The sequence below is a fragment of the Streptomyces sp. 3214.6 genome (assembly GCF_900129855.1).
Classification (GTDB): Bacteria; Actinomycetota; Actinomycetes; order Streptomycetales; family Streptomycetaceae; genus Streptomyces; species Streptomyces soliscabiei.
Genome location: NZ_LT670819.1, coordinates 7,485,068 through 7,501,609, shown reverse-complemented (window position 1 = coordinate 7,501,609; position 16,542 = coordinate 7,485,068). Strand labels below are relative to the sequence as shown.

Genomic DNA, 16,542 nt, shown 5'->3' with positions numbered 1-16,542 from the left:
GTGGGGCGGCCGTAGGTGACCGCTGCTCGGGCCCCGGTTTATCACGATGCGTGGACCGGGCCACGGCTCCTATTCTCCTGGCCATGATCTCGTATCCGCCCAAGCCCTCCCCCGGCGACCGCATAGCCGTCGTCTCACCCGGCGCCGGCCTGCCCGGCCTCTTCCCGCGCCCCTTCGAACTGGGCCTGGAGCGGCTGCGCAAGGACTACGAGCTCGAACCGGTCGAGTACCCCGCCACCCGCACCATGGGCTCGACACCGCAGGAGCGTGCCGACGACATCCACGCCGCGTTCGCCGATCCGGACATCAAGGCGGTCATGGCGTCGATCGGCGGCGACGACCAGATCACCGTGCTGCCGCTCCTCGACCGGGAGTTGATCCGCGCGAACCCGAAGCCGTTCTTCGGGATGAGCGACAACACCAACCTGCTCGCCTTCCTGCGCAACACCGGAATCGTCGGCTACCACGGCGCGACCGTGATGTGCGAGCTGGGCCGCCCCGGTGCCATGCACCTGCAGACCGCCGACTCCCTGCGGGCCGCGCTGTTCACCTCGGGCGAGTACGAACTCGCGGCCGCCGAGCGCTGGAACGACGTCAACGGCGACTGGGCCGACCCGGCCACCTTCGACGCGGAGCCTGCGACCCGGCCCGGCGACGGATGGACCTGGGAGAACACCGACCGGGTGGTGGAGGGCCGCAGTTGGGGCGGCTGTCTGGAGATCGTCGGCTGGCTGCTGATGGCCGACCGGGAGATCGCACGCGACCTCTCCGAGTACGACGGCGGGGTGCTGCTCCTGGAGACCTCCGAGGACATGCCGAGCGCCACGGAGGTCTTCTACACCCTGCGGAACATGGGCGAGCGCGGGCTGCTGCGGCGCTTCTCCGCGCTGCTGATGGGCCGGGCGAAGACCTGGTCCTTCCAGCAGCCCAACAGCCCACAGGAGGCCGCTCGTTACGCAGCCGAGCAGCGCGAGGCCGTCCTGCGCGCGATGCGGGCCTACGCTCCCGACACCATGATCGTCTTCGACGTGGACTTCGGCCACACCGACCCCCAGCTCGTCATCCCCTACGGCGGCCTCGTACGCGTCGACGGACCCGCCCGGCGCATCACCGTCACGTACTGACCAGAGCCGACCACTCCCGTACGCCCCCGTAACCGACGGTCACCGTGGGTAGTTGACGCGGCATGCACGACGTACGCACCGTGAAGACGCCTTCCATGCCGCGGCTCGCGGCCGCCTCGCTCGCCGGGACGGCCATCGAGTTCTACGACTTCTTCGTCTACGGGACCGCGGCCGCGCTGGTCCTGGGACCGCTGTTCTTCCCCACGTTCTCGCCGCTGGCGGGGACGCTGGCCGCGTTCGCGACGTTCGGCGTGGGGTTCGTGGCCCGGCCACTGGGATCGGTGCTGTTCGGGCATGTCGGCGACCGGCACGGACGCCGGCCGGTCCTCGTCGTCTCCCTGCTGCTGACCGGCGCCTCGACGGTCGCGGTGGGCTGTGTGCCGACGTACGACACGGTCGGGGTGGCCGCTCCCCTGCTGCTGCTCGTGCTGCGCTTCCTGCAGGGGCTGGGGCTCGGCGGGGAGTGGGGCGGCGCGGTGCTGCTGGCCGTGGAGCACGCGCCCGCCGAGCGGCGCGCGCTGTGGTCGAGCTTCCCTCAGGTCGGGCCCGCGGTGGGTTTCGTACTCGCCAACGGGGTGGTCCTGGCCCTGTCGGCGACGCTGTCCGAGGCGCAGTTCGCGCAGTGGGGGTGGCGGGTGCCGTTCTGGGCGGCCGGCGCGTTGGCCGTGCTCGGGCTGTGGCTCAGGTCGTCGCTGCCCGAGAGCCCGCGGTTCCTGGAGCTCGACGACCACGCGCGCGTGCCGCTCGCCGAGGTCGTGCGCGACCACTGGCGGCTCGTGCTGCTGACCGCCGGCGCGCTCGCCGCCGGGTACGCGATCTTCTACGCCGTGACGACCTGGTCGCTGGCGTACGCGACGGAGCGGCTCGGGGTGAGCCGTACCGTCATGCTGACCTGCATCATGGCCGCCGTGGTGGTGAAGGGCGCGCTGACGCCGGTGATGGCGATGCTCGGTGACCGACTCGGCCGACGGCCGTTGTGCCTCGCCGGATGCGCTGCGGCCGCGCTGTGGATGTTCCCGATGGTCGCGCTCCTCGCGACCGGCGAGCCGTTGCCGATGTTCCTCGGTTTCCTGGGGGCGCTGGTCGCGTTCGTGACGATGTTCGCGGTGATCGCGGCGTATCTGCCGGAGCTGTACGCGCCGCGTGTGCGCTGCACCGGTGCGGCGGTCGGCTACAACCTCGGCGGGGTCCTCGGGGGCGCGCTCACCCCGATCATGGCGACGGCGCTCGCGGAGCACTCGGGGCGTGTCCCGTGGGGTGTGGGCGCGTATCTGACGGGGATCGCCCTGCTCAGCCTGGGCTGTTTCGCCCTGCTGCCGGAGACGCGGCCGGTGCCGGCGGCCGTCGCCGCGCCGGTCACGGATTGATCGCCAGCTCCAGGTACGCCGCGAACAGCACGAGGTGGACACCGCCCTGCAGCGGCGTGGCCCGCCCCGGGACCACCGTCAGCGAGCTGACCACGACGGTCAGCGCGAGCAGCACCATGTGGGTGGAGCCGAGGCCGAGGACGAGCGGGCCGGAGAGCCAGACCGAGGCCAGGGCGACCGCGGGCACGGTGAGGCCGATGCTGGCCATCGCGGAGCCGAGCGCGAGATTGAGGCTGGTCTGCACGCGGTCGCGGCGGGCGGAGCGCAGGGCCGCGATGGTCTCGGGGAGCAGCACGAGCAGGGCGATGATCACACCGACGACTGCGTGGTGGAGGCCGGCGGCTTCCACTCCGGACTCGATGGTGGGCGAGACGCCTTTGGCGAGGCCCACCACGCCGATCAGGGCGAGGCCAAGGAGGCCGAGGCTGATCAGGGCGGCCCTGGAGGTCGGGGCACCGGCGTGGTCGTCCGCGGTGATCACGTCTCCCTGCCGGGTGACCGGCAGGAAGTAGTCGCGGTGCCGGACGGTCTGCGTCGCCACGAACAGGCCGTAGAGGATCAGCGAGGACAGTGCGGCGAAGGTGAGCTGGACGCCGGAGAACTCCGGGCCCGGTCTGCTGGTGGTGAACGTCGGCAGGACGAGGCTGAGCGTGGCCAGGGTCGCCACGGTCGCCAGGGCGGCGCCCGTGCCCTCCGGGTTGAAGATCGCCGTGCCGTGGCGCAGGGAGGCGACCAGGAGGCACAGGCCGACGATGCCGTTGCAGGTGATCATCACGGCCGCGAAGACGGTGTCCCTGGCCAGCGTCGCGCTCTTGTCGCCGCCGTCCACCATCAGCGTGACGATCAGGGCGACCTCGATGATCGTCACGGCGACCGCGAGGACGAGGGAGCCGAAGGGTTCGCCGACCCGGTGGGCGACGACCTCCGCGTGGTGCACGGCGGCCAGTACGGCACCGGCGAGAACCAGCGTCACGACTGCGACGATTGCGCCGGGCAGGTCGCGCCCCCAGGTCAGGGCGAGCAGGACGACCGCCAGCGCCGGCACGAGGGACGTCCACCGGGTCGTGACCGACCTGAGCCGAGCGATCATGCAGCGATCGTGGCAGAGCCGTACGGGCTTCGCATTCCGGCCCGTACGGCCCCTGCGATCCGTGCGGCGGCCGTTACCCGAGCTCGGTGGTGTCCTGGACGTCGCAGTCGGTGAAGGACGGGGGCCGGGTGCACAGCGCGGCCATCTGCTCCGCGAACTTGCCCGTGGCCGGGTCTTCGCTGTTGCGCATGGCCTCCTCGTAGGAGTCGAACTCGATCACCGCGAGGTAGCGGTTGGGCCGGTTCCTGTCCTTGAGGACGAGGCGGCGGGCCGGGCCGTCGGGCCGACCCGTGAGGCGTTGGTCCCCTTCCTCGGCCAGTGCCCGCATCTCGTCGATGCGGTCGGTCTCGAAGTCGATGATCTGGACGAACCGCTGCGGTGCGCTCATGGTGCCTCCACCCGGATCGGGCGTCCCCCGTTGGAAACGCCCAGTTCCCAAGGAAGCACCGGGAGCGGTGGTCGGCAATTCGCCGCGCACCGCTCCCGGGGGTGGTTGTTCCTACGTCGTGCGTGGTCAGGCGCCGATGCTGTCCTTCGGAGCGCCTTCGCTCGCCGTCTGCGCCGCCTCGGCCGCCGCCTGCTTCTTCGAGGCGCGCAGGCTGGTGATCGTGGTGATGATCAGGACGGAGCAGATGACGCCGAGCGAGACCGGGATGCTGATCTCCGGGACGTGGACCCCGGACTCGTGCAGCGCGTGCAGCACCAGCTTCACGCCGATGAAGCCGAGGATGACCGACAGGCCGTAGCTGAGGTGGACCAGCTTCTTCAGCAGGCCGCCGATGAGGAAGTACAGCTGCCGAAGACCCATCAGCGCGAACGCGTTGGCAGTGAACACGATGTACGGGTCCTGCGTCAGGCCGAAGATCGCCGGGATGGAGTCGAGCGCGAAGAGCACGTCGGTGGTACCGATGGCGAGCATCACGACCAGCATCGGGGTCATGACCCGCTTGCCGTTCTGCTCGATCCACAGCTTCGTGCCGTGGTAGCGGTCGGCGACGCCGAAGCGGCGCTCGGCGGCCTTGAGCAGCTTGTTCTCCTCGAACTCCTCGTCCTCCTCGTCGGTGCGGGCCTCCTGGATGAGCTTCCAGGCGGTCCAGATGAGGAAGGCGCCGAAGATGTAGAACACCCACGCGAAGCTGGCGAGGATGGCCGCGCCCGCGGCGATGAAGATCGCCCGCAGTACCAGGGCTATGAGGACGCCGACGAGCAGGACCCGCTGCTGGTACTGCGAGGGGACCGCGAACTTCGCCATGATCAGGACGAAGACGAAGAGGTTGTCGACGCTCAGCGACTTCTCGGTGATGAAGCCCGCGAAGAACTCGCCGGCGGGCTCGCCGCCGCCGAAGACCAGCAGTCCGAGCCCGAAGAGCCCGGCCAGGGCGATCCAGACGACTGTCCAGATCCCCGCTTCCTTGATCGACACGTCGTGCGGTTTGCGGCCGATGAAGAAGTCGACCGCGATGAGGGCCGCCAGGCCCACGATGGTCAGGACCCACAGGGTCAGGGAAACATCCACTGCGCCTCCGGCAGTACGTAACGGCAGGTGATCAGCGTCGTCGCGCTGCCGGAGGTCTCTTCCACCCGAGGACGGGCCGACGCCCCGGGATCAGGCCTGATCCGTATTGACGGGTACGCCGCAGCAGGGAGTACTCCCCTCCGTAGGGAAAACAGTACCTTAACCACCAAGAAAAGGTAAAGCGATTGGCAAAAGAAATGCCAAGTCCCCAGGTGGGAGCTCTTTACGAGTACTTGGTACGAGCCGCCGCCACCTGGCCGAGAACCTGCTGGAGCACCTGGCTGCCGGGCGGCACGAGAGCCGGTTCATACGTCCAGGCATGCCCCACCCAGGGATCGGCGAGGTGGTCGTCGGGCACGGGCGTCAGCCGCAGCAGCCCACGCCACAGCGGGTCCAGCAACGGACCGTAACCGTCGGCGTCCTCCCGGTCGGCGACCATCATCAGATGGACGCCGACGGCGGGCCCCTCGTCCGCGAGGTAGCGCAGCTGGTTCACGGCGCGGTCGTCGAAGCCGTGCGGGAAGTCGTTGACGACCAGGAGCTGCTGGGCGGTGTCGAACCCGGGCGGAAGCGAGTCGGCCGCACCGGCGCGCACCGCCATCTGCACCAGGTCGACACGCTCGGTGAGCCGGCCCAGGACCGCCGCGACGCCTGCCGCGCCCGCCGCGGGCGGCTCCGCGAGCACCCCGCTGTGCACCAGCGGCGCCAGTTCCCGGGCGCCCGAACCGGCCGGGTCGATCACGTGCACGCTGAACTCGCCCGCCGGGTGCGCCGCCAGCAGCCGGGCGGTGTGCGCCACGGCCGACTCCATGGCGAGGCGCCGCAGTTCGTGGGAGTCGGCGAACCCCCCGTCGGACAAGGCCGACGCCCCGCTGTCGATCCACAGGCCGCGCTCCAGCGGGAGCCGCACCAGCATGGGAATGCGCAGCGGGTCACTCTCGGGCAGCTGGAGGTCGCCCAGGCGCAGTGCCATGGGCATCTCCATGGGCACCCGGTAGGCCTGCCAGACGGGGTTGTCCCAGCGCGCGTACGCGGCGGGCAGCGCCGGTTCGACGACGTCTGCCTCGGCGCCGAGCTGGACGAGATCCCGCTCCAGGGCCTCCCGGGCCTGGCCGACGAGCTGGGCGTACCTGGCCTGCGCCGCCTCGCGGGCGGCGTCGCCCTGGCCGCCGATCCTGCTGCGCGGGTCGGACAGGACCTGGTCGAGCTCCTTCTCCATTCGTGCGTCGGCGAAGTCGACGGCGCTGCGGTAGGCGGCCATCGTGCGGGCCAGGTCCTCGAACATGCCCCAGACCTGGTTGTAGAGCCGCTCCTCCATGGACCAGCCGGTCGCGTCACCCGCGACGGGCCGGGCGGCCTGTCCCGGCTGGGCCGGGGGCGCGGTGGGCGGAGGCGGGGGCGGCGCCGCGTTCTGCCGGCGCGGGTGGCTGTAGTCGATCGGACCGCCGCCGGCCGGCGCCACCGACGGCGTCGGCTGGGTGGCCGCGGGGTCCATCGGCGGGGTCCCCGCCGGGTGGCCCGGGCCCGAGGGACCCTGCGGGTCCTGGGCCGGACCGTACGGGCCGGTGGCGCCCTGGGTGCTCTGGGCGCCCTGGGTGTCCTGAGCGCCGTACGGCGAGCCGCTCTGGTCGGGGCCGAGCGCGGAGGCGGCGGCCTGCCGGGAGCGGTCGCCGTCGGCCGTCCGCGGCGGGGCCGACACCGAGCGGGCCAGGCCCTGGGCGACGGCGTCGTTGATACCGGCCGCGAGCCGCTGCGCCTGTGGCAGGCCCTGGTCGGTGAGGAGTTCGGCGAGGCCGCCCGCGTAGCCCTGGCCGACGGCGCGCACCTTCCAGGCGCCCTGCCTCCGGTACAGCTCCAGCGCGACGACCGCCGACTCCGCGTCCAGGCCGGTGAGGGTGAAGGTGGCGACCTCCGTGCCGTCGAGGCCGGTGACCGCGACGAAGGGGGCCGCGACGGAGCCGAAGCTGACCGGCCCGCCGACGCCGGTCGGCAACGCGAGCAGGACGGCGACGCGGTGCACGGCCGCCGGCATGGCGTCCAGGTCCACCGCGAGGCGGTGGTCGGCGGCCGCCTGCCGGGAGACCTCCAGGCCGGGCAGCGTGGGTACGCCCGGGTGGGCCACCCATTCGACGCCGTGAACCCTGCCGTTCTCGTCGCCGAGCGTGGCAGCCGCCACGACCGGCCGGCCGGCCGAGACCCGGATCTCGAGCCGGACCTGGGAGAGCGGGTGGTTCTGCCCCCGCACCAGCTCGGCCGTCATCGCCTGTCGTCCCCCTGCGTCGCGTGTGATGTTGTGGTGTGCCGCTCGCCCGGGCTTCCTACAGCGCCGGCAGGATCGCGGGCATCAGGTCCTGGAAGGTGCGGCCGTTGGCCGGCGTGCCCAGGGCCGTCATGTTCCAGCCACCGCCCACGCGGTGCACCTTCGCCATGATCTGGGCGGTGTAGGCGCCGCCGCCGGCGAGCGTGTAGCGCGCGAGTTCCTGGCCGTTGGTCTCGTCGACCAGACGGCAGAAGGCGTTCTGCACTTCCTGGAACGTCTGCCCGGTGAAGGAGTTGACGGTGAAGATGATCTGGTCGATGTGGACCGGCACGCGCGCGAGGTCGACCAGGATCGCCTCGTCGTCGCCGCCCTGGCCGACACCGCCGACGAGGTTGTCACCGGTGTGACGGACGGAGCCGTCGTCACTCACCAGGTGACGGAAGAAGACGACGTCGACCGGCTGCTTGTCAGCGAACAGAACCGCGGAGGCGTCGAGGTCGATCTCCCTGGTCCGGGAGCCGAACAGGCCGCGCCGCGGGGCCGCCTGCCAGCCGAGACCCATGCGCACCGCAGTCAGGCTGCCCCCGTCGTTCTTCTGCAGACTGATGGCCTGACCCTTGGTCATGTTGACGGTCACGCGCTGATTCCCCTCTCGGACTGTCCCCTGTTGCCGCGGACCCCGCGGTTGACGGAAACCCTACGCAAAGGCACTGACACTGCCGTACCCAGGCCCGCACTTTGTGTCGGTCTTGCAACACAGCGCGTGCGTGGCCCGGGCACAGCGACCGCACGGGTCCGTCAGGCCAGACCCGCCTCCCTCATCTGGCGCAGTTCCTTCTTCATCTCGGAGACCTCGTCGCGGATCCGGGCGGCGACCTCGAACTGCAGGTCCGCGGCAGCGGCCCGCATCCGTTCCGTCATCTCCTCGATCTGCCCGGCGAGTTCGGCGGCGGGACGGTCGGTCGGCACCGTCTCCTTCGCCTTGCCCTTGGCCGCCTTGGCCTTCGCGCCCCTGGCCGCCTTGTCGCCGAGGGACGGCACCGGAGCCTTGGTGCCCCGGCCGTCCTTCTTCGCGCGATAACCCGAGCCGAGCAGCTGCTCGGTGTCGACCTCCTCGCGGGAGATCTGGGCGACGATGTCGTTGATCTTCTTGCGGAGCGGCTGCGGGTCGATGCCGTGCGCCGTGTTGTAGGCGACCTGCTTCTCCCGGCGGCGGTTGGTCTCCTCGATGGCCCGCTCCATGCCCGGGGTGATCTTGTCGGCGTACATATGGACCTGACCGGAGACGTTGCGCGCCGCTCGGCCGATGGTCTGGATCAGCGAGGTGCCGGAGCGCAGGAAGCCCTCCTTGTCGGCGTCGAGGATCGCCACCAGGGACACCTCGGGCAGGTCGAGGCCCTCACGCAGCAGGTTGATGCCGACCAGCACGTCGAACTCGCCGGCGCGCAGCTCGCGCAGCAGCTCGATACGGCGCAGCGTGTCGACGTCGCTGTGCAGGTAGCGCACCTGGATGCCGAGTTCCAGGAAGTAGTCGGTGAGGTCCTCGGCCATCTTCTTGGTGAGCGTGGTGACCAGGACGCGTTCGTCCTTCTCGACTCGGCCGCGGATCTCGTGCACCAGGTCGTCGATCTGACCCTCGGTGGGCTTGACGACGACCTCCGGGTCGATGAGGCCGGTGGGGCGGATGATCTGCTCCACGACGCCGTCCCCGCGCGAGAGCTCGTACTTGCCGGGCGTCGCCGACAGATAGACCGTCTGCCCGATGCGCTCCTGGAACTCCTCCCACTTCAGGGGACGGTTGTCGAGCGCCGAGGGCAGCCGGAAGCCGTGGTCGACGAGGGTGCGCTTACGGGAGGCGTCGCCCTCGTACATGGCGCCGATCTGCGGGACGGTGACATGGGACTCGTCGATGACGAGCAGGAAGTCGTCCGGGAAGTAGTCGAGCAGGGTGTTCGGCGGGGAGCCGGGCGAGCGGCCGTCGAAGTGCATCGAGTAGTTCTCCACGCCGGAGCAGGAGCCGATCTGGCGGAGCATCTCCAGGTCGTACGTGGTGCGCATCCGCAGCCGCTGGGCCTCCAGGAGCTTGCCCTGCTTCTCCAGCTCGGCCAGGCGCTCGCCGAGCTCCTTCTCGATGTCGTTGGCCGCCCGCTCCAGGCGCTCGGGTCCCGCGACGTAGTGGGAGGCCGGGAAGACGTACAGCTGCTGGTCGTCGCTGATGATCTCGCCGGTGAGCGGGTGCAGCGTGGACAGGGCCTCGATCTCGTCGCCGAACATCTCGATGCGGACGGCGAGCTCCTCGTAGACCGGGAAGATCTCGATGGTGTCGCCGCGCACCCGGAAGGTGCCGCGGGTGAAGGCCAGGTCGTTGCGCGTGTACTGGATGTCGACGAAGCGGCGCAGCAGCTCGTCCCGGTCGAGTTCGTCGCCGACCCGGAGAGGGACCATCCGGTCCACGTACTCCTGCGGGGTGCCGAGGCCGTAGATGCAGGAGACCGAGGCGACCACGACGACGTCACGACGGGTGAGCAGCGAGTTGGTCGCGGAGTGGCGCAGCCGCTCGACCTCCTCGTTGATCGAGGAGTCCTTCTCGATGTAGGTGTCCGACTGCGGGACGTACGCCTCGGGCTGGTAGTAGTCGTAGTACGAGACGAAGTATTCGACCGCGTTGTTCGGCAGCAGTTCGCGGAACTCGTTCGCCAGCTGGGCGGCCAGGGTCTTGTTCGGCGCCATCACCAGGGTGGGCCGCTGGAGCTTCTCGATCATCCACGCGGTGGTCGCGGACTTTCCGGTGCCGGTCGCGCCGAGCAGGACGACGTCCTTCTCACCTGCCTCGATGCGCTTGGCCAGCTCGGCGATGGCCGTCGGCTGGTCGCCGCTTGGCTGGTAGGGGCTGACGACCTCGAAAGGCGCCACCGTGCGTTCGATGTGGGAAACGGGCCGCATGTCATCCACCGTACGACCCCCCACTGACAACGGGGTCCGATCAGGGACTTCGCGGGGGCGAGCGGCGAGGCCGCGCGGCGGGCCTCAGCGGTTCTGCGGGGTCCGGGACTCGGGGTGCGCCACCTTCCGGCGGCCGCGGAGCTGGGGGCGGCGCGACGAGTACGAGGCCGACCGATGCGCCGGGACGCCGGGTTTGTGCTCGGCGGGGGTCCAGTCGGGCTTGCCCATGACCATCAGCGGGTCGAACATCACGACAATGCCCGCGAGACAGAGGAAGGCCAGGGGCCCGATCAGCATCGGCGCGAGGAGGGCGGCGGCCGAGTCTCCCGCGGCCGGGGCCTCGGTGGTGTGCAGATGGACACTCAGGGCGGCCATGCCGGTGTAATGCATGCCGGTGACGGCCAAGCCCATGACGAGGCTGGCGCCCACGCTCCACAGGAACCCCCTGACCTGCCCCGCGGCCCACAGGGCGGCGGTGGCGGCGGCCATGGCTATGGCGACGGAGGCCGCCACGGTGAGCGTGTTGTACTCGAAGGTGCCGTTGAAGCGCATCCCGGCCATGCCCAGGTAGTGCATCGACGCGATGCCCAGGCCGGTGATGGTGCCCCCCGTGAACAGCGCGGTTCCGGTCGCACCCCTGTAACCGACGATGAAGATCCCGACGCCCACCATGAGGACGGCGACGCCCAGGCTGGCGTAGGTCATCGGTTTGTCGTAGTGGATCGGGGCGCCTTCGACCGTGAAGCCGATCATCGCGATGAAGTGCATGGTCCAGATGCCCGAGCCGATCGCCGCCGAGCCGAGGGCGAGCCAGCCGGGGCGCCAGGAGTGGGCGACGAGCAGGGCTCTGGTGGTGCAGCGCAGACCGAGAGCACCACCGAGGCAGGCCATGAGGAAGGCCACCAGCGGTGTGACGAGTCCGTAGCTGAAACCGTCGACCGAGCCTTGCATGCGCGGTTGCCCTTCGCCCTGTTGGTGGATTTCCCCGAACGCCCCTCTCAGGACCGCTGAGCGCGGTCAAGGCTGAGAGAGAGTATGACTGCCACCGGAATGGTCGAACGATTTTCCGGCAAAGAAACACGCCCTTGCCCCACATGTGCGGCACCAGTGAGCGGCCCCAAGCGTCTCCTTTCATTCTGTGGTCATCCTGCACCCCTGACGCTCCCTCGCCTTTTACCGTCCGCTGTCAGGAGTTGAGCTGTATGTGATCTCCCGATGCGAGGAGCACGCATGCAGGCGCGCGTAGGTGCCGCCACGACCACCGCCGTGGACCTGAGCACCGCCGCCCTCCTGCTGTGACGCCGAAGGCGTACGTCGACCGGGTGGAGCGGCGGGCACTGTACTGGTACTGACGTGGACGGGTGCCCGTCCGGCGGTCCCGGGGCGTTGTCAGTGGCAGGCCTTACCGTGGGCGCATGGACAGCCATGGGCAGTACGAGCAGCAGGTCGTGTGGACCGTCGTCGGCACCGACATCGGTCCGCTGTTGCTGGCCGCGACCCGCGAGGGTCTGCTCAACGTCGTGTTCCACGCCACCGACGCGGTGCGCGACAAGGCCCTCGACCGGCTGGCGGGCCGACTGGGCACGGAACCCGTCGAGGCGCCCGACTCCCCGCTGCTGGCCGAGGCGATACGACAGGTCGAGGCCTACTTCGCGGGTGACCGGCGCGACTTCGAGCTGCCCTTGGACTGGTCCCTGATCTCGGGCTTCAACCGGCAGGTGCTGCGCGAACTCGCCTCCGGCGTCCCGTACGGCGCGGTCGTGGGCTACGGCGATCTGGCCAAGCGGGTGGGACAGCCGAGGGCCGCGCAGGCGGTGGGGGTGGCGATGGGGTCCAACCCTCTGCCGGTCGTGGTGCCCTGCCACCGGGTCGTGGAGAGCGACGGCGGCATCGGCGGGTTCGGCGGCGGTCTGGAGACCAAACGGAAACTGCTCGCTCTGGAAGGGGTCCTGCCAGAACCGCTGTTCTGAGGGGCGTACCGAAACGGGTCGAGCGGTCCCGAGGTGGGGCCGAGGCGGTCCGAGGCATTCCGAGATCTGGGCGGGGCGGACGGCAGGGGGGAGACTGCGCCGGTGACCACACTTCTCACCGATCACCACGGCCATGCGGCGATATGGCGCGCACCGTGACGGCCGTCGAGCGCGCCGCCGCTGCGCCCGTCGACGCCGATCTGCTGCCCGCCCTGCGCCGTCGTACGACGGCGGTGCTGGTCACGAGCCAGATCCTCGGCGGGCTCGGCGTCGCCACCGGCATCGCGCTGGCCGCCGTACTGGCCCGGCAGGTCAGTGGCCGCGAGGCGCTGTCCGGGCTCGCGCCCACCGCGACCGTCGCCGGCACCGCCGTGCTGTCGATACCGATGGCCGCCCTGATGACCGCGCGCGGGCGTCGGCCGGGGCTGGTGCTGGCCTATCTGGTGGGCGCCCTGGGCGCCGGCGTCGTCGTGGCGGCAGCACGGATCGGAAGTTTCCCGCTGCTGCTGTGCGGCATGGCCGCGTTCGGCGCGGCCTCCTCGGCCAACCTTCAGGCCCGGTTCGCCGCCGCCGACCTGGCCGAGCCGCATCGGCGCGCCCGCGCCATCTCGACCGTGGTGTGGGCGACCACTGTCGGTGCGGTCGTCGGCCCGAACATCGCCGCGCCCGCCGGCCGGAGCGTTGCCGGGCTCGGGATACCCGCGGCGGCGGGCCCCTTCCTGTGGGCGGCCGGAATCTTCGTCCTGGCGGCGGCCGTGGTGGCCGTGCTGCTGCGCCCCGACCCGCTGCTGACGGCCCGCGCGCTCGCGCCGGAGGAGGAGCGCTCCCCCGCAGCTCGTTCCCTGCGGGCCGGTCTGGCGGCCGTCGCCGCCTCGCCGCGCGCCCGGCTCGCGCTCGTGACGGTGGCCGTGTCGCACACGGCGATGGTCTCCGTCATGTCGATGACCCCCGTCGACCTCACCCGCCACGGGGCGGGCATCGATCTGATCGGGCTGGTCATGAGCGGGCACATCGCGGGCATGTACGCGTTCGCGCCGTTGATGGGGCGACTGGCGGACCGGGTGGGGCGCCTCTCGGTGACAGGGCTCGCGGCCGGACTGATCGCCCTCGCCGTGTTCCTGGCGGGGACGGCCGGCGACAGCCACGGCCAGACCGCCGTCGGTCTCTTCGTCCTCGGTGTGGGCTGGTCGGCCGGGCTCGTGTCCGGTTCCGCGCTGCTCACGGACGCGGTGCCGTCTTCCGCGCGGGCCGCCGCCCAGGGGTTCTCCGACCTCACCATGAACACCTCGGCGGGGATCGGCGGAGCGATCGCCGGGCTCGTGGTCGCGCAGGCGAGCTACGCGTGGCTCAACGCCGCCGCGGCCGGTCTGCTGCTCCCGCTGACCGCCCTGCTGTTGTTCACCCGGAGCCGGAAGTAGCTCCGCCGGGTCCACCTCAGTCGTAGTGCCGTGCCTCGATGACGTTGCCGTCCGGGTCGCGGAAGTAGAAGCTGCGCGTGGCCTCGCCGCGGGCGCCGAAGGAGCCGTGCGAGACGTCCGAGACGGGAACGGCGCGCTCCTCCAGGCGGGCGCGGAGGGCGTCGAAGTGGCCCCGGGGCAGGGCGAGGCAGACGTGGTTCACCGGGCACCCCGCGCTGTCGGCGGCGCCGGGGAGCATTTTCATGCGCTCCGCCATGGACACGGGCATGAGGTCGAGGAGAGCCTCCTCGTTGACGCGTACGGAGGGAAACGGTTCCTTGCCGGCGGCGAACTCGGGGAGCCGGACCGGCTCCAGGCCGACGGTCTTCTCGTAGAAGCCGGCGGCGGCGATGGGGTCGCGCACCCACAGGACGACGTGGTCCAGACGTGTCGTGTTGTCCGTCATGCTTCCCAGGCTGGTGTCCTCCCCCACAGGCCGCAAGGGTTTGACCCGACGTGCCGCCCGCCAGAGATGAGGGGAGAGTCGACGGACGGACAGGAGGCGGGCGCGTGGTGCTGGTGGTGTCGGAAGAGGTGCGGGACGCGGTCGACGCGCGTCGACCCGTGGTGGCCCTGGAGTCCACGATCATCTCGCACGGGCTGCCCCGCCCGCGCAACCTGCAGGTGGCGCTGGAGCTGGAGGCGGTCGTACGCGCGCAGGGCGGCGTCCCGGCGACGATCGCCGTGTTGGACGGACGGCCCCATGTGGGCCTGGACAAGGAGCAGCTGGAGCGGGTCGCCAACGAGGACGGGTTCCGCAAGCTGGGCCATCGCGACCTGCCGCTCGCGGTGGCCTCCGGGGCGAGCGGGGCGACCACGGTGTCGGCGACGGCGCTCCTGGCGACGCTGGCGGGCGTACGGGTGTTCGCGACGGGCGGGCTCGGCGGGGTGCACCGGGAGTGGACGGTCACCCAGGACGAGTCGGCGGACCTGGGGCTGCTGGCGAGTACACGGATCACGGTCGTGTGCGCAGGGGTGAAGTCGATCCTGGATGTGCCGGCGACCCTGCAGCGGCTGGAGACGCTGGGCGTCGCCGTCGCCGGGTACGGCACCGACCGCTTCCCGGGGTTCTATCTGTCGGACTCGGGTCAACCCGTGGACTGGACGCTGGAGACCCCGCAGCAGGTGGCCGAGGTGATGCGGGCTCAGGACGCGCTCGGAGCACCGCAGTCGGCGCTGATCGTCGCCAATCCGGTTCCCGAGGAGGAGCAGCTGGATCCCGAGCTGCACACGCGCGTGCTCGCCGACGCGCTGCACGCGTGCGAGGAGGCCGGCGTCACCGGCCAGGGTGTCACTCCGTTCCTGCTCGACTACCTGGTCCGGCACACCGACGGGGCGTCTCTGAGCGCCAATCTGGCGGCGGTGCGCGGCAATGTGCGGCTGGCGGCGCGGATCGCGGCGGCGTGGGCAGAGGCATGACCGGACAACCGGACGGCGCGGAGCACAATCGCGGCCACGGTGGCGATCGCGGTGGCAGTGGCGGTGGCAGTGGCGTTGGCGGTGGGCGGGGACGGGTGCCAGGGCCCGGTGCGGACCCGCCGTCCGGCTCCGCCGCGCCTGCGGATCCGGGGCGTGAGGCGCTGCTGGTCGTCGGGGACGTCGTGACGGACGTCGTCGCCCGGCATCGGGGACCGCTGGCCTCGGGGACCGACACGGCGTCCCTGATCCGGACCCTGCCCGGCGGCGCGGGTGCCAACGTGGCGTGCTGGGCGGCGCACTGGGGGTGTGCGGACGTACGGCTCCTCGGCCGGGTGGGAGCGGAGTCTGCGGCCTGGCACGAACGGGAACTGACCGCCTGCGGGGTACGACCCCGGCTCGTCGTCGATCCGCAGGCGGCCACGGGGACGGTGATCTGCCTGGTCGACACGGACGCCGCGGGCGAGCGGACGTTCCTCACCGACAGCGGCGCGGCCCTGCGGCTCGACCCCGACGACTGGTCGGAAGCCCTTCTGGACGGCGTCGGCCGACTGCACCTGTCGGGATACCTGCTGTTCTCGGAGTCCGGGCGCGCCCTGGTGCGTACGGCGTTGGCGTCGGCACGCGCGCGGGGGGTGCCGGTGAGCCTCGATCCGGCGTCGGCGGGCTTCCTGGTGGATCTGGGCGCCGACCGTTTCCTGTCCCTCGTCGAGGGTGTGGACGTGCTGCTGCCCAGCCGTGACGAGGCCCGTCTGCTCACCGGGCTGGCCGATGCGGCGGCCGCGGCGGCAGAGCTGAGCCGTCAGGTCCCGCTGGTGGTGTCCAAGCAGGGGGCGGACGGTGCGCTGGTGGCCAGGAACGGCGCCGTGTTCGCCCGCGTACCCGCCGCTCCGGCGACCCCCCGCGACACCACGGGCGCCGGCGACGCCTTCACGGGAGCGTTCCTCGCCGCGCTGTTGGCCGGCGCCGACACCGGGGCCGCGGCGGCAGAGGGCTGCCGAGCGGGGGCCCGGGCGGTGCAACATGTGGGCGGCAGACCACCCGCCCCGCACCGCGGAACGACGTCGCCGACTGCCCCGGCCCACACCGGCTGAGACCACCTGAACGCGCAAGTCCCGACCCATCAGACGCGACGGGCCGCGCGGCAGAAACCCAGCACGGGCCCCGGCACGGGGTAGGGCCCCGGCACGGGGTAGGGCCCCGGCCCGGCTCGGGGTACGGACGCGATTCCCGGCGGGGACGGGGCCCAGGTCCGACGGGGGGTGGGTAAGGGGACCGGGCGGGGTTCAAGGGGGGTTCCGGGCAGGGCAGCCCCGAAGGGACGCCGGGACCGAGGTCCGGCGGGACGCCGGAACCGGAGTTCGCCGGGGGTGCTGGGGAGGGTACCCGGGCAAGGTTC

General features: G+C 71.4%; 14 protein-coding genes. 6 read left to right on the top strand and 8 right to left on the bottom strand.

Going from position 1 to position 16,542, the window contains the following annotated elements; genetic code table 11:
- The first annotated feature begins 77 nt into the window (after window positions 1-77).
- Window positions 78-1,124: a S66 family peptidase gene (locus B5557_RS33920; RefSeq protein WP_099938239.1), complete on the top strand. Its 1,047-nt coding sequence runs from the start codon at window positions 78-80 to the stop codon at window positions 1,122-1,124.
- A gap of 62 nt (window positions 1,125-1,186) precedes the next feature.
- Complete coding sequence (locus B5557_RS33915; protein WP_231976118.1) at window positions 1,187-2,491, top strand: MFS transporter; 1,305 nt, start codon at window positions 1,187-1,189, stop codon at window positions 2,489-2,491.
- Here the strand turns inward: B5557_RS33915 and B5557_RS33910 are convergent.
- From B5557_RS33910 to B5557_RS33880, 7 genes are all read right to left on the bottom strand, one after another.
- On the bottom strand, window positions 2,481-3,581 hold the full coding sequence (locus B5557_RS33910) for a calcium:proton antiporter (RefSeq protein WP_079663044.1): 1,101 nt from the start codon (window positions 3,579-3,581) through the stop codon (window positions 2,481-2,483). The two genes, B5557_RS33915 and B5557_RS33910, sit on opposite strands and share 11 nt — an antisense overlap.
- 73 nt (window positions 3,582-3,654) lie before the next feature.
- Complete coding sequence (locus B5557_RS33905; RefSeq protein ID WP_079663043.1) at window positions 3,655-3,969, bottom strand: hypothetical protein; 315 nt, start codon at window positions 3,967-3,969, stop codon at window positions 3,655-3,657.
- A gap of 126 nt (window positions 3,970-4,095) precedes the next feature.
- Window positions 4,096-5,097, bottom strand: a complete 1,002-nt coding sequence (locus B5557_RS33900) for a TerC/Alx family metal homeostasis membrane protein (protein WP_099937591.1) — start codon at window positions 5,095-5,097, stop codon at window positions 4,096-4,098.
- A gap of 223 nt (window positions 5,098-5,320) precedes the next feature.
- A complete protein-coding gene (locus B5557_RS33895) occupies window positions 5,321-7,357 on the bottom strand; it encodes a TerD family protein (RefSeq protein WP_079663042.1) in 2,037 nt (678 codons plus the stop codon).
- A gap of 58 nt (window positions 7,358-7,415) precedes the next feature.
- Window positions 7,416-7,994 (bottom strand): TerD family protein, encoded by a 579-nt coding sequence (locus tag B5557_RS33890; RefSeq protein ID WP_079663041.1) that lies wholly within the window; start codon window positions 7,992-7,994, stop codon window positions 7,416-7,418.
- Window positions 7,995-8,155: 161 nt separating this feature from the next.
- Window positions 8,156-10,300: an excinuclease ABC subunit UvrB gene (gene uvrB / locus B5557_RS33885; RefSeq protein ID WP_079663040.1), complete on the bottom strand. Its 2,145-nt coding sequence runs from the start codon at window positions 10,298-10,300 to the stop codon at window positions 8,156-8,158.
- An 84-nt stretch (window positions 10,301-10,384) separates the two neighbouring features.
- Window positions 10,385-11,251 (bottom strand): MHYT domain-containing protein, encoded by an 867-nt coding sequence (locus B5557_RS33880; RefSeq protein ID WP_079663039.1) that lies wholly within the window; start codon window positions 11,249-11,251, stop codon window positions 10,385-10,387.
- Window positions 11,252-11,715: 464 nt separating this feature from the next.
- On the opposite strand from B5557_RS33880, the gene B5557_RS33875 reads away from it, so the two are divergent.
- Both B5557_RS33875 and B5557_RS33870 read left to right on the top strand, forming a co-directional pair.
- Complete coding sequence (locus tag B5557_RS33875; RefSeq protein WP_079663038.1) at window positions 11,716-12,270, top strand: methylated-DNA--[protein]-cysteine S-methyltransferase; 555 nt, start codon at window positions 11,716-11,718, stop codon at window positions 12,268-12,270.
- Between the two features lie 143 nt (window positions 12,271-12,413).
- The gene (locus tag B5557_RS33870; RefSeq protein ID WP_079663037.1) at window positions 12,414-13,688 is read left to right on the top strand and encodes an MFS transporter; all 1,275 of its coding nucleotides are present in this window, start codon (window positions 12,414-12,416) and stop codon (window positions 13,686-13,688) included.
- A 16-nt stretch (window positions 13,689-13,704) separates the two neighbouring features.
- Here the strand turns inward: B5557_RS33870 and B5557_RS33865 are convergent, their stop codons facing one another.
- The gene (locus B5557_RS33865) at window positions 13,705-14,133 is read right to left on the bottom strand and encodes a VOC family protein (RefSeq protein WP_173877763.1); all 429 of its coding nucleotides are present in this window, start codon (window positions 14,131-14,133) and stop codon (window positions 13,705-13,707) included.
- A 104-nt stretch (window positions 14,134-14,237) separates the two neighbouring features.
- Here B5557_RS33865 and B5557_RS33860 point away from each other — a divergent pair, with 104 nt between their 5' ends.
- Both B5557_RS33860 and B5557_RS33855 read left to right on the top strand, forming a co-directional pair.
- Entirely contained in the window at window positions 14,238-15,146 is a 909-nt protein-coding gene (locus tag B5557_RS33860; protein ID WP_079663035.1) for a pseudouridine-5'-phosphate glycosidase, read from the top strand.
- Window positions 15,143-16,237: a carbohydrate kinase family protein gene (locus B5557_RS33855; protein ID WP_079663034.1), complete on the top strand. Its 1,095-nt coding sequence runs from the start codon at window positions 15,143-15,145 to the stop codon at window positions 16,235-16,237. The genes B5557_RS33860 and B5557_RS33855 overlap by 4 nt, the downstream gene beginning before the upstream one ends.
- Window positions 16,238-16,542 lie beyond the last annotated feature (305 nt).